The following is a 14,871-nucleotide window of genomic DNA, read 5'->3' as shown; positions in this document are numbered from 1 at the left end:
AAGTTGTTAATATTGAACAATATTTAGGAAATATTCATATAAAAAATATCTACAGCTATAAAAAATATTATAGGAAAAATAAACGGCCATTTAGTAAATATAAACAATAAAAATCTATGAATATAATTTCATGTCTCAAATTTAATACTAGCTATAGAGCTTGCGACACAAGCCTTACAGAGATAGATACAATGAATATTCGATATTTTTATGACAGAATAAAAAATCTATATAAAATTTATAAAGTTAAAAAATACAGAAAGCAGAGTGTGATAAGAATTTTATGAGCTAGAGGCGAATTGAGCCTTGAGAATGGCTGTCAGTAAAATAATATCATCAGGATAAGTCAGTTTGATGTTTTGACGACTGCCTGTTACCAATCGAATTGGCAGTTCTAAATGCTCAAAAGCACTGGCTTCGTCAGTAATGGCCAGATTATGCTCAGTGACATAGTTCAAGACTTGTTGCAATTGTCCAAGCCTAAATACTTGCGGTGTTTGTGCCTGCCACATATGGCTGCGATCAATAGTTTTTTGAGCATAAGTATGAAGCGTGTCATAACCGCTTTGACTATTAGCAAGCTCCGGCTGAGTATTCAGTTGCTGAAGAGATAGTAGAGCTTCATATGCTGGTGTTGATAGTGTGTTAGATGCTATGTAAGACTGTTTTAGGGTATCAGCAACCGGTGTCGCTAAAATAGCACCATAAGGCTCTAGCATCGCTGCTTGAATGACGGCATCAATATCATGAGTTGGCACTGCAGGACGAGCTGCATCATGGATCACAACCAAATCCGACTCATCTGCGCCCGCATTAATCATTGCCTCCACTCCTGCCTGCACCGATTGCCAACGTTCAGTACCGCCAATAGCATAATAGATAGGAAGCGCAAAGCTCAGTGTCTGGGCAGTGCTATCATCTTGAGCCACAACCAATAGACATTGATCAATATAATTACTCTCAGCCAGACGTGCCACACTATGCTGTAATAAGGTTTGACCTTGCAGTAAGGTATATTGTTTAGCAATAGACGCGCCAAAGCGACTACCGCGTCCAGCAGCAACGATCATGGCATGGATATTAGGAGTGGTATTCATAAGGCAGTACTCATGGGTTGATTCCATGAAAATAGGATAAGAGAAAAATGGGAATTAAGAGGTATAAAAATGAAAAAAAACTATTATTATCAATAATAGCTCATTGCAACGACTTTAGAATCAATACCGACTTTACGTCAAAATCAATAACGACTATGAGTAGTAGGCGCGGTTGATACTTGTACAAAAGTCTCATTTGGCTTAATCAAACCCAAATCCAAACGAGCATGCTCCTCTACCGCTTCGAGACCAGTCTTTAGATCATTGACATCGGTACGCAGTAAGTTATTTGCTGAGACTTGATTGTCATTTAAGCGCTGCTGCTCATCCACTTCAGTCAGAAGCTTATTGTGCTCGACGCGACCATTTTCACCCAGCCAATACTGATATTGCAGTCCTGACAGCACGGCAACGGCTAACGCAAGTAGTATAAATTGGCTAAAGTATTTCATAATATAATAACGCCAAACGATATAAAGAGAATATAAACTTGCTGAGCGATATATTTATATATCGCCCAGCGTAAGCGACAATTTTAGCTGATTAACCACGTAGACCAATGAACTCTTCGCGACCACGATAGCTTGCACGTACTTGCTGCTCGATACGTAGTAGCTGATTGTACTTTGCAACGCGATCTGAGCGGCATAATGAGCCAGTTTTTATTTGACCAGCCGCAGTACCTACCGCTAAATCAGCAATAGTGCTGTCTTCCGTTTCGCCTGAACGATGCGAAATAACCGTTGCATAACCGTTTTTCTTCGCCAGATAAATCGCATCTAGCGTTTCTGACAAGGTACCGATTTGATTGAATTTAATCAAAATCGCATTGGCAATTTTCTTATCAATCCCTTCTTGCAAGATAGCAGGATTGGTCACAAATAAATCATCACCGACCAACTGAACTTTATCACCGATTTGCTCAGTTAGGTATTTCCAGCCATCCCAATCTGACTCATCAAGACCATCTTCGATAGAGATAATAGGATATTGACGCGCAAGACCCACTAAATAATCTGAGAATCCTTGGCTATCAAAAGATTTATTACCCTCGCCTGCCAAGACGTATTTGCCATCTTTATAGAACTCAGTAGCAGCACAATCTAAAGCTAGGTGAATATCTTTACCAGCTGTGTAGCCAACTTGCTCAATCGCTTGCATGATAACGGTAATCGCTTCTTCGTTGCTGCGAAGATTTGGCGCAAAGCCGCCTTCATCACCAACCGCAGTATTCAAGCCTTGTGACTTTAGAACAGACTTTAAGCTATGAAAGATTTCGGTACCAGCACGTAATGCTTCTGAGAAGCTGCTAAAACCAACCGGCTCAATCATAAACTCTTGAATATCGACGGTATTGTCCGCGTGCTCACCACCATTAATGATATTCATCATCGGTACAGGCATCGTCAGCGATGTCTGGTTGCGTAGATCAGCGATATACTGATGTAATGGCAGACTCTGTGATTTAGCAGCCGCTTTAGCAACCGCAAGTGACACCGCAAGTATGGCATTGGCACCAAGATTGTCTTTGTTTTCTGTACCATCTAGCGCAATCATTGCATCATCAATGGCTTGCTGAGCAGTAACATCTTTGTCCATCAAAGCACTGCGGATTTGGCTATTGACGTTAGCTACTGCCTTTTTGACGCCTTTACCCATGTAGCGACTTTGATCGCCATCACGTAGCTCTAATGCTTCGCGTGAGCCGGTCGATGCACCACTTGGCGCAGCTGCACGGCCAATAGTGCCATCAGCTAAAATAACATCAGCTTCAATCGTTGGGTTACCACGCGAGTCTAAAATCTCACGAGCGCGAATGTCTTTAATTGCGGTGACGTTGTTGGTTTCTTCAGCGTACATAATGTCTGTTAATTCCTTTGGTCATGCCAAGTTTATGAGATAAATAACGGCAACTAGAATACAAAAAAGATAAAGCAGAATATCGTATAGTAATGCGCAAAAAAAGCTTCAGTGATTAATACAATCGGCTCATTGTAAACGTAATCAAAGGTTTATTTCATCCCTTAACCATTAGCTATAGTGCTTGGTATCATAGCATAAATTTTGCCAAACTTCCCTTATCTTAAAGCAACGGACGGTCATAAAATTGCCAATCAATAGTCAAATGAGCCGCTATCAATTTATCTCAGTACCTATGATATCAAACGTTATATAACTCTTACGCTTTTGTTAGACGATCTGCTTTAGTGTGGGAGTCTGATACGGTATTATTCAGCTCAACCTTTGTCTTAAAACGCGTTAAACGCAGCGCATTCATCAATACAGAAATTGAGCTAAGTGCCATAGCGGCAGCGGCAATCATAGGATTCAAAAAGCCAAAAGCAGCGAGCGGAATACCAAGACAATTATAGATAAAAGCAAAAAACAGATTTTGTTTGATATTACGCAGCGTGGCATTCGCAATTTTTTGCGCTGCGTCGATATGCATCAACGACTCACCCATCAAACGCGCAGAGGCACTATGTTGGGCGACATCCGTGCCTTCAAACATGGCAAAGCTGGCATCGGCCGTTGCCATCGCTGGTGCATCATTGACACCATCTCCTGCCATAGCGACTTTATGACCCGCTGTTTGCAGTAGAGCAATTTGGCTGGCCTTGTCACGTGGACTCATCTTGCCATACGCTTTTTCGATCCCAAGCTGTCCGGCAACATGATCGACGACGGATTGTTTATCACCGCTCATCAAAATGACATTAATACCTGCATCTTGTAGCGCAGTAATTGCCTGCGGCGTATCTGATTTTAAGTCATCCGCTAAAGCAAATGCGCCTAGTGCTTCATCGTTAATACTAATCGCAACAGTACTAGCAATTTGCCATACCTTTGGCATCAATTTAGGCAATACAAGATTGGCAAACTCTGCTGTGCCAACCTTTACCACACCTAAGCCTTCAATATTTGCCTGTATACCTGCGCCTTTGATAACGCTGATATCAGACACATCAAATAAGGATAAACCACGTGCTGTCGCTGCATTGACCAAAGCAGTTGCAAGCGGATGACTGGCATGTACTTCAATACTTGCGGCAATCTGTAGTACATCATCAACCGCTATTGATTTATCAACCATAACTTCATCGACGATGGTCGGTTTGCCAGTGGTTAAGGTACCCGTCTTATCAAGTACCACCGTGTCGATATTGCCTGCCGCTTCTAGGCTTTGCGCATCTTTAAACCAAACACCGTGACGCGCAGCCACGCCCATACCTGCCATGATTGCGGCTGGTGTCGCCAAACCAAGCGCACATGGACAAGCAATGACCAACACCGATACCGCGTGCATCAAAGCGGTATCGAGCATACCGGTCAGCCACCACGTCACACCAAAGGTAACCAGTGCAATCACTACCACAACGGGCACAAAGACCGCAGTGACTCTATCAGCAAGGCGTGCCAAATTGGCTTTTGAGCCTTGGGCATCGCTGAGGGCTTGTACCATATCACCAAGTTTAGTATCGCTACCCTTGGCATTGACGCGATATAACAAGCTACCGTTTTCGACCAAGGCACCCGCTAATAATCCATCGCCTACTTCTTTCTTAAGCGGTACTGACTCACCGGTTAAATGACTCTCGACACACCAACCAGCACCATCGATGACCGTACCATCGGTTGCAACGCGGCTGCCTTGTTTGGCACGCAAAATATCACCTACTTGTACCTCTTTGAGAGCGATATTTTTAAACTCACCGTTTGGCTGCTGTTGCTCAACTTCGTCTGGTGTCAGCGATAATAGTAAATCAATACTATTCAGACTGTGCTTTTTAGTGCGCTCTTCAAGATATTTACCCGTGCGCACAAAAGCAATAACCATCACGCCTGCTTCAAAATATACCGCAGGAATGCCACTCGCACCATGACCGCCAGTATGCCCACTTTGCAACAGACTATTTAAGCTACCATCACCATGGGTCAGCCACAGATACGTTGAATACGCCCAAATGGTTACCGTACCGATGACGACCAGTACGTCCATATTGGCAAGACCGCCTCTAATAGACGCCCAAGCACTTTTATAAAACGGCAATGCAAATCCAAACTGTACAATGGTCGCTAGGATAAACTGCATCCAAATCGGCGGCATCCATGCCATACCCTGCCCAAAGAGCATACCTGCCATACCAATTAAAAACGGCACCAAACAGACCCATAGTCCAATCAAACGCCATGGATACTTAGTGCTTGTATCCTCATCTTTTTGAGCAAACAAGCTATCAGCCGCCTGTAAATTAGCGATAAAACCCGTTTTGTTGACCCATTCCGTCACCTGCTCTGCCGTCGTCTGTGTCGGATTATAATCCACATTGGCGGTCTCGCCTGCAAAGTTCACGCTGACATCATAGACTGATGGCTTTTTATTCAAAACCTTTTCAATCCGTGATGCACAGGCCTGACACGTCATACCCTCTATCGCCAGCTGCAAGTGCGCACGCTGCGGCGTAAGCGGGGTATTAGACTGAATATCAGTCTCAACATCGTAAGAATTATGGGTATTGGTAGAATCATTCATAAATAAAACTCGTTATGGCGTTTATAAATTTGTATGAGCTATAAAAATCTATCAGTGGAGGAATAAAAATCCAAATCAAACAAGCAGTACATTCTAAAGATTAATATCTTATTATTTTTCAGAGCATTTAAATAGTAGTCATCTTAGTGTATCAACCTATATATTAAATGGTCATGATTAGCGCCAATTCAACTATTTCAGCCGACCAATTATTTCAGATTAAAAGGACACGTTGCAGAAATAAGAGAGCTGAGAACACTACTCTGATAGCCATAGTTTTTAACCATTAAAAAACCAGCCACAATAGCTGGTTTGTTTATAACAAAGCATAAAATTAAGCGTTGGTAACAGTGGCATCAAAGCCTGCGTCATCAATAGCAGCAGCAATCGTCTCTGCACTGGTTTTGCTATCATCAAAGGTGACTGTCGCTTGATTGTCTGCAAGCTCGATACTGATGTCATCTAAACCATCGATATCAGCGGTGGCGTTATGGACGCTTGCCACACAGCCACCACAAGTCATGCCGTCAATTTTAATGATACGGGTTTGGTTTGCCATGAGAGGCTCCTTATTTTTATCTGTGAATAAATGGTTTGTATACTTTAATGGTATAAGACTTTATTAAAATAGCCAAGACCAGCATAAGAGCTATTGGCGTTGACCACAAGTCAGTTTGGTTATACTTTTATAAATCTAATCATGATAACGTGGATTTTGCGGGGCATCGATAGGAAATGGCTGAGTGACATAATCGACCATACTAATCGCAGCAGTAAAGGCATGAATACTGGTTTTGGTATCATCATAACGCACCAACGCCATATGACTGTTAGCATCTAACTCAATAGCGGTGACGCCCGTTATATTCTTCAAAGCGGTCATGACGCTATCTAAACCTTCTGAATCATTGATGTTTTCAATGCTTACTTGTGCCACTTTAATCGCCACTGTCTTATCCTCACATTACTTATGATATTAATGAGTATCCAAGGTCTCAAAGCCTTTGACCAAGTCATCAAGCTGTTTAAGCTGGCGTAAAAACGGCTCTAATTGGCTCATACGTAGCGCACACGGACCATCACATTTTGCCACTTCTGGATTTGGATGCGCCTCTAAAAACAGTCCTGCAATCCCTGTTGCCATGCCAGCACGTGCCAGCGTGGTGATCTGCTCACGGCGACCACCTGCACTATCACTACGGCCGCCCGGCTGCTGCAAACTATGCGTCACATCAAAAAACACTGGTATCCCCATCTGCTTCATGGTATCAAAACCCAGCATATCAACCACTAGGTTATTATAACCAAAGGCACTACCGCGCTCACAAAGAATAAGCTTATCGTTACCGCCTTCGAGGCACTTATTGATGATATGACGCATCTCATGTGGGGCTAAAAACTGCGCTTTTTTAATATTAATAATCGCATCCGTCTTCGCCATCGCATGCACCAAATCTGTCTGACGCGATAAAAACGCAGGCAACTGGATAATATCAGCTACTTCAGCAACTGGTGCCGCTTGATAAGGTTCGTGGACATCCGTAATAATCGGTACTTGAAATTTTTCTTTGATTTGCCCAAGCCAATCGATACCTTTCTCTAGCCCCGGACCACGATACGAGGTCAGACTTGAGCGATTGGCCTTATCAAAACTGGCTTTAAACACGTAGCCGATACCCAAACGCTGGCAAATATCGACATACTGTTCAGCGATCTCAAATGCCATCTCTTTAGACTCTAAAACATTCATGCCACCGAATAAGACAAATGGCTGATCATTACCGATACTGATGTTTTTATTATCAGGTGTATTAAGCTGAATATGCGACTGCGCGGTTAGTAGGTTTTCCATTGAGTAGGTATCCTCTTTATTGTTATCTCTTATTGTAACCGATAGGTCAATTAAAAAAAGGCTATAAGCGTAATTAGCCGTAAACCATTAGAAAAATCTGCATGCAAACCACTGCCAAAAAATCAGCCAAAAAAAAGACCAATCCGAAGATCAGTCTTTTTATATCAAAAGCACTTATAACTTAACGATTATTTCGCTTCACTATAATTCTTCGCCGCTTTTACAAAGCTATTGAACAATGGATGACCACCGCGTGGCGAGCTGGTAAATTCTGGATGGAACTGTACCGCAACAAACCATGGATGATCAGCAAGTTCAACTGACTCAACTAGGTGCTGCTTAGCAGAATAACCTGATACCGTCATTCCTGCTTGCTCTAATGGCTCGATATAGCGGTTATTCATCTCATAGCGATGGCGATGACGCTCAGTTATATTGGTAGCACCGTAGATTTGTGCAAGCTTACTACCAGCGACCAGCTCAGCTTGCTGCGCGCCTAAACGCATCGTACCACCAAGGTCTGAATCATCACTACGAATCTGCAATTCGCCGCGCTCATCTAACCACTCTGTAATCAAGCCAATAATAGGCTCAGCTGTTTTACGATCAAATTCAGAAGAGTTGGCATCGATATGTAGCACGTTACGCGCATATTCAATCACTGCAAGCTGCATACCTAAACAGATACCTAAATACGGCACGTTGTTTTCGCGAGCATAGGTAATGGCTTTGATCTTACCCATCGTACCGCGCTCACCAAAGCCGCCTGGCACCAAGATGGCATCAGCATTATGCAGTTGCGCTAGTAAGCTGTCATCGTCTTCTAAACGTTCAGCATCGATATAATCAATCTTGACGTCGGCTTTATGAGTAATACCAGCATGTAACAATGCTTCATTGATTGATTTATAGGCATCTGGTAATTCAACATATTTACCAACCATGGCTACTGTTACCGTCGACTCAGGATTCAGCTGCGCTTCGACAACCTTATCCCAATCGCTCAAATCTGCTTCTGGTAAATCAAGACCAAAACGCTCACAGATTAAATCATCGAGATCTTGTTCATGCAAGGTACGTGGAATCTGATAAATACTTTGCGCATCTTCACACATAATGACCGCACGCTCTTCAACGTTGGTAAATAGTGCAATCTTGCGACGATTGTCTTGTGAGATATGATGATCAGAGCGGCAAATCAAGATATCAGGCTGCAAACCGATAGAACGCAACTCTTTGACTGAATGCTGAGTTGGTTTAGTCTTAGTTTCACCTGCACTGGCGATATAAGGCACCAGTGTCAGATGCATCAGCATGGCACGATTGCGACCAAGCTCGACTTGCATTTGACGTACTGCTTCCATAAAGGGTAACGACTCGATGTCACCTACGGTACCGCCAATCTCGATGATAGCGACATCATAGCCTTCACCACTGGCAAGAATTTTACTCTTAATCTCATCCGTAATATGCGGAATCACCTGCACCGTACCGCCTAAATACTCACCACGGCGCTCTTTATTTAAGACATTTTGATAAATGCGACCACTGGTGAAGTTGTTGCTTTTGCTCATCTTTGAATGGCGTAAAAAACGCTCATAATAGCCCAAGTCCAAATCTGTCTCGGCGCCATCTTCGGTCACGAATACCTCACCATGCTGAAACGGGCTCATCGTGCCTGGATCAACGTTGATATACGGATCCATTTTGGTCATGGTCACGTTTACGCCACGTGCTTCTAAGACGGCAGCAAGGGAAGCTGCGGTAATACCTTTTCCTAGTGAGGACACTACCCCACCGGTCACAAATATAAACTTGGTCATAGTACTCTGTCGGTAATTGGTAAAGAAGGATTTTACTAAAAATACGTCAAAAAATATAGGGCAAAAGCACAAACTATTTGAAACTCTTCATTTTTAGCACATGTCTATTATAACTCACTATAGCGTTAAAAAAGCCATAACAAAAAAACTCACCCCGAAGGATGAGTTTTTTTATTCAGATTCTAATGGTTAGATTAGAATTTGTATTCTAGACCAGTACCAACTACGAATACTTCAGCATCACCGCGAGGAGTTGACATGTATGGTACATTGTCAGCATTATTCATACCAGCATAAGCATGAGCAATGATGTTATCTTTATACATGTATTTGCCACCAACAACGATTTGATCTGAATCAGCGTTATCTAGACCATCTAAATTGTCAGTTTTGTTGTACTGTGCATAGACAGAAGCTGGACGAGCAAAGTTAGCTAGAGCCATCTCACCACTTACAACCAAACCTTTCTCTTTAGAACTACCATAGTCATAATCAGCTACTTGATATAGTGCACCCAAAGTTACTGGAGCTGCCATGTACTTGCCTAGATCTACAGTAGCAGTACCACGGATGATATCACCGACGATGTTTTGATCTTTGTCATAAGCTAGACCAGCAGTGAAGCCAGTACCTTGATCAAACAACATTGCTACGCCAAAGCCAGCATTATCATTACCATTTATGTCATCAGAGCTATACATAGCAGATAATTGTAATGGTAGACCGTTATATTTAGGTGCAGTCCAGATGATTGAACTTGCGATACGGTTACTATCAGCCATGTTTAACGCTGAAACCACTTCATTTTCATTTTGAGTCTGACCTAAGTTATCAAAATAACCTTGGTTAACAACAACGTTATCAATACGAGCAAGCGTTGATTGGTTTTTACCAACACGGAACTCGCCGAATTGTTTGTTGTTTACACCAAGGAATGTATCACGGTTAGTGAAACCATTCTTGTCACCATCAATCTTTGTGCCATACTCTAACTGATAGATAACATCAGTGTTAGCAGTCATAGCTTCAGAACCTTTAAAGCCTAAACGTGAAGCATGAGAGTTGATCTCTACTGTATCTTCATCATACATGTTGCCACTAGGACCATCAAATTCAGCATTAACATAGTCCATAGCAACGAAAGCTTTACCATAAACAGTTGGTGCTGCATTGGCTGCAGATACAGATAGGGCAGCGATTGCTGTAGCTAAAAGTAGTTTTTTCATGGGGGTATCTCCACTTTACAATTTTAGTAATGAGCGAGCTATTATTAGCTAGTGCCCAAATGGTATCGTCACAAATCTTCAAAGATATAATGTGTAACTGGCTACCGAGATTAGTCAGAAACAAGTGTGGCGAAGTTCTATTACCGTAAGATGAAAAAAACCATGACTTACATAACTGGGATTAAAAAAGTAACTGCCATGTAAACTTTGGTCTTTATCGCTCTGTTGCGTAACATCCGTTACCAAACTCATACTTCAGCTACAAGCATAACAACTTTGACATAATTTGCAACATTTTTTTGAAGCTTTAATTGGGAAAAACTTTCAAACCCACCCTCTGTATAAGGTTTTACCTTAAAGAAAATTTTGACAAAAAACACCCCTACTCGTTTAAAACGAATAAGGGTGAGAATTACAAAGGAAATCAGAAACGCTAAAAATTTTGGCAATTAACAGTGCTAAAACTTGACAGGTACTTACCTCTTTTATTGGCAGTCACTGACCTCGCTTAAAGGGTGCTTATTGCTAAATTCAGTCTTGTTTTAACTTTTAGCAGCCAACACTGGCTTTTAGATCTAGACGTGCTTGATGCAATAATGGCTCAGTATAACCACTTGGCTGTTCGCGACCTTTAAACACCAAATCACAAGCCGCTTTGAAAGCATAGGAGTTGTCCAAGTCAGTCGCCATTGGTTGATAATCAGCATCACCAGCGTTTTGCTCATCAACGATTTTAGCCATACGTTTCATAGCGTCCATCACTTGCTGCTCGCTGACCACATTATGGTGTAACCAATTAGCAATATGCTGACTTGAGATACGCAATGTCGCACGATCTTCCATCAAGCCGACATCATTGATATCAGGTACTTTAGAGCAACCAACGCCTTGGTTTACCCAGCGTACGACATAGCCTAGGATGCCTTGAGCATTATTATCAATCTCTTGCTGTTTTTCTTCTTCAGTCCAATTGGTGTCTTTTGCCAATGGAATGGTTAAGATATCATCTACGCTAGCGCGCACACGTGATTTCAGACTGTCTTGAACCTCAGCAACATTGACTTGATGATAGTGCATGCTGTGTAAGGTAGCACCCGTTGGAGATGGCACCCATGCTGTATTGGCACCTGCCTGTGGATGAGCAATCTTGGTGTCCATCATCTCTTGCATTTCATCAGGTTTTGCCCACATGCCTTTACCAATCTGCGCGTGACCTTGTAAGCCTACTTCAAGACCGATATCGACGTTCCATTGCTCATAAGCAGGCAGCCACGTTTGCGACTTCATATCGCCTTTGCGGACAAATGGACCTGCATTCATACTGGTGTGCATCTCATCACCCGTGCGATCTAAGAAGCCGGTATTGATGAAAATAACACGCTCTTTTGCTTGGCGGATAGCTTCTTTTAAGTTGACCGTCATACGGCGTTCTTCATCCATGATACCGATTTTGATGGTATTACGTTCTAAGCCCAGTAGGTCTTCTGATGCGTTAAATAAGTCATTCGCCATCTTCACCTCATCAGGACCATGCATTTTTGGTTTCACAATATACATTGAACCTTTACGTGAGTTTGATAGCTCGGTTTTACCTTTTAAATCATTCAATGATAATAAAGGCGTAATCAAACCATCCATTAAACCTTCGAAAACTTCTTCTTGACCATTGCCTAAATCTACCAAAATCGATGGATTTTGCATGAGATGTCCGACGTTACGTAGCAATAAAAGCGAGCGACCTGGCAAGGTCAGCGTATCACCCTCTGGCGTAGTATATTCGCGATCAGGATTCTGTTTACGCGTACGGGTCTTGCCGCCTTTCTCAAAGGTTTCTTGCAAATCGCCATTCATCAAGCCAAACCAATTACGATACGCTTCAACCTTCTCTTCTGCATCAACAGCAGCGATGGAGTCTTCACAATCTTGAATCGCAGTCAGCGCCGACTCTAATAACACGTCTTTGATATGTGCAGGATCATCTTTGCCAATGGGATGATTGCCATCAATTTGAATCTCAGCATGCAAGTTATTGTTCTTTAATAACACAGCGCTAGGACTATCAGCGTCGCCTACAAAACCTGCAAACTGTCCGGCATCTTTTAGTTGCGTGCTGCTATCGCCTTGCGCGATTTCAAGCTTACCATCAACGACTCTAAAACCTGTTACATCACTATAAGAGCCTGATGCTAAGGCAAAGTTTTCATCTAGGAATTTTTTGGCATAAGCGACGACGGCTGCGCCACGTGTTGGATTGTAGCCACCTTTTGCTTCTTGACCATTTTCATCACTGATAACATTGGTGCCATATAAAGCATCATATAAGCTGCCCCAACGCGCATTATTGGCGTTCAACGCATAGCGAGCATTACGTACTGGTACTACCAGCTGAGGTCCTGCAATACGGGCAATCTCATCATCGACGTTTTCTGTGCTGACACTGAACGCTTCGCCTTCTGGCAACAGATAGCCAATTTCTTGTAAAAATGCTTTGTACGCTGGATAATCAATATTGCCATTTTTGGTAGGATGTTGCAGGTGCCATTGGTCAATCTGTCCTTGAATCTTAGCACGTGTTGCAAGCAGTGCTTTATTACGTGGCGTAAACTCTTTGACGACCTTTTCGAAACCTGACCAGTAACCGTCTGAATCAATACCGACTTTCGGCAGCACTTCATTTTCGATAAAATCGAACAGCTGCTGATCAATGGCAAGAATGCCTTTTTGAACACGATTGGCATTAGAAGACTGGCTCATACTGTTATCCTTATCTGTTTGTTAGATTTGTTGATACTGGGCTGCTAAAACATACCTCGTCCATGTACACAGCCATGCAAAAGGGCGCATAAAGCAGGGTTGCAAAGTAATAAATAAGCGACAAGCCAAGTAAATTTACTGCTGCGTTACATCGGCTGTCATTATTTGAGCGGTGTTTAACGTTGTATTATCTAGATAGGTTTTACATAAAGATAGGCTATAAACCTTAGATTTTGAGACGCGATTGATAGTTGATATACTATTGGCTACCTGCTATCAGCTGACAAGCAATAGTAAGACAAAATACGTTAAAAGCAAAATATTATCCTACTACCAAATAAGGCAATAAACAAGGAAACTCCATTTAGTAACTAAATGCTTGTGCTGTAGATAAATGATAGTCTATATACCATATGCGTTAGCAACGATTATCTTACTATCCTATCCTCCTGAGTTACTCACAAGTATAAACTGTAAGTAATCATTACGATATTAATTTATGCGTAACAGTTATCTATCATATCAAAGTAGTCTGAAGAGTTTAAATACATATCGCGCGTATATATCTACTTTTTTTCATTATTTTATTCATCCACTCATCGATAAAGTCTAAGCAAACCATGACCATAAACCAAGAAAATACATCCATACCTAAAACTATTTCTAATTTGCAATCTGAGCCTTCAACTACAGTAGGGAGCCAACCTGTAACAGATTCTGAAGATAACGGTAGTAATGATAGCGTTGATATCATTTCTATCACCCAACTCAGCACGCCACTAAAGGTAGATTTATCGCCTATTTTTGATTTCTTGGGCGCACGAACCTCACAAGCCTGGGTCAACGCCGCTGTTAATAACTTACCGCTGATTATTCAAGACCATGCCAATTGTGAAAAAAAGGCCGCCGGTACCGCGATGAATCTCATCTTTCGCTATGAGTTCTCTTATGATTTACAGCGTAAATTGGCACAATTGATACGTGAGGAAATGCTGCACTATGAGCAAGTGCTCGGCATTATGAATGAGCGCGGGCAAGCATGGAAATATCTAAGTGCGGGACGCTATGCCAAAGGGATGCTAAAACACAAGCGCACTTATGAACCCGCTGCAATGGTAGATGTGCTGATTATTGGTGCATTTATCGAGGCACGTTCTTGTGAGCGTTTTGCGGCACTTTCTGAGGTTATCAATGATGAGCGTTTGGCAAAATACTATCGTTATTTATTAAAATCAGAAAGCCGTCATTTTGAGGATTATTTGGCACTGGCGCAGTCATTGTCTGATGACAGTATCGATGAGCGTGTGGCGTTCTTTAAAGAAGTAGAAGCAGAGTTGATATCAACTCCAGATACTGAGCTGCGCTTTCATAGCGGCGACCCTATTGCTCTCTAATTTATTAAATCTATAGTGAGTTCAATATAAAAGAATTACGCTCAGAATAGCATTATGCTGGGATAAATGTCTCTCGCTTGCTGTGCGCTGCGCACTCCAGAGGCTTCGAAAAATTTACCCCAGCAGTACTGTGTTCTTTTTAAATTGAATCGACTATGTTATCAATAAAACAAAAAAAGGTGTTGCAAGCG

At 42.2% G+C, this 14,871-nt stretch carries 11 protein-coding genes; 1 reads left to right on the top strand and 10 read right to left on the bottom strand.

Going from position 1 to position 14,871, the window contains the following annotated elements:
- Positions 1-281 precede the first annotated feature (281 nt).
- From FQ082_RS04310 to FQ082_RS04265, 10 genes are all read right to left on the bottom strand, one after another.
- Positions 282-1,124 carry a 2-C-methyl-D-erythritol 4-phosphate cytidylyltransferase gene (locus tag FQ082_RS04310; RefSeq protein ID WP_149492168.1) on the bottom strand — a complete coding sequence of 281 codons (843 nt, stop codon included), beginning with the start codon at positions 1,122-1,124 and terminating at the stop codon, positions 282-284.
- Positions 1,125-1,240: 116 nt separating this feature from the next.
- A complete protein-coding gene (locus FQ082_RS04305; RefSeq protein ID WP_020444053.1) occupies positions 1,241-1,549 on the bottom strand; it encodes an FtsB family cell division protein in 309 nt (102 codons plus the stop codon).
- Between the two features lie 91 nt (positions 1,550-1,640).
- Positions 1,641-2,957 (bottom strand): phosphopyruvate hydratase, encoded by a 1,317-nt coding sequence (gene eno, locus FQ082_RS04300; RefSeq protein WP_011514190.1) that lies wholly within the window; start codon positions 2,955-2,957, stop codon positions 1,641-1,643.
- Positions 2,958-3,276: 319 nt separating this feature from the next.
- Positions 3,277-5,631, bottom strand: coding sequence for a heavy metal translocating P-type ATPase (locus FQ082_RS04295; RefSeq protein WP_149492167.1), 2,355 nt, complete (start codon positions 5,629-5,631; stop codon positions 3,277-3,279).
- 334 nt (positions 5,632-5,965) lie between these two features.
- The gene (locus FQ082_RS04290) at positions 5,966-6,190 is read right to left on the bottom strand and encodes a heavy-metal-associated domain-containing protein (RefSeq protein WP_020444055.1); all 225 of its coding nucleotides are present in this window, start codon (positions 6,188-6,190) and stop codon (positions 5,966-5,968) included.
- Positions 6,191-6,325: 135 nt separating this feature from the next.
- Positions 6,326-6,580 (bottom strand): hypothetical protein, encoded by a 255-nt coding sequence (locus FQ082_RS04285; protein ID WP_011514193.1) that lies wholly within the window; start codon positions 6,578-6,580, stop codon positions 6,326-6,328.
- 27 nt (positions 6,581-6,607) lie between these two features.
- Positions 6,608-7,483, bottom strand: coding sequence for a 3-deoxy-8-phosphooctulonate synthase (kdsA, locus tag FQ082_RS04280; protein ID WP_149492166.1), 876 nt, complete (start codon positions 7,481-7,483; stop codon positions 6,608-6,610).
- A gap of 188 nt (positions 7,484-7,671) precedes the next feature.
- Positions 7,672-9,306 (bottom strand): CTP synthase, encoded by a 1,635-nt coding sequence (locus tag FQ082_RS04275; RefSeq protein WP_020444056.1) that lies wholly within the window; start codon positions 9,304-9,306, stop codon positions 7,672-7,674.
- 194 nt (positions 9,307-9,500) lie between these two features.
- Positions 9,501-10,532 (bottom strand): porin, encoded by a 1,032-nt coding sequence (locus FQ082_RS04270; protein WP_149492165.1) that lies wholly within the window; start codon positions 10,530-10,532, stop codon positions 9,501-9,503.
- 549 nt (positions 10,533-11,081) lie between these two features.
- Positions 11,082-13,286, bottom strand: a complete 2,205-nt coding sequence (locus FQ082_RS04265) for a malate synthase G (protein WP_149492164.1) — start codon at positions 13,284-13,286, stop codon at positions 11,082-11,084.
- Between the two features lie 620 nt (positions 13,287-13,906).
- Between FQ082_RS04265 and FQ082_RS04260 the strand changes: the two genes are divergently transcribed.
- Positions 13,907-14,680 carry a tRNA-(ms[2]io[6]A)-hydroxylase gene (locus tag FQ082_RS04260; RefSeq protein ID WP_149492163.1) on the top strand — a complete coding sequence of 258 codons (774 nt, stop codon included), beginning with the start codon at positions 13,907-13,909 and terminating at the stop codon, positions 14,678-14,680.
- The last annotated feature ends 191 nt before the right edge of the window (positions 14,681-14,871 follow it).

It is taken from the genome of Psychrobacter sp. ANT_H56B, assembly GCF_008369245.1.
Classification (GTDB): Bacteria; Pseudomonadota; Gammaproteobacteria; order Pseudomonadales; family Moraxellaceae; genus Psychrobacter; species Psychrobacter cryohalolentis.
Note: the sequence above shows the minus strand (reverse complement) of the source record. Positions and strands in the feature narration are given on the sequence as shown.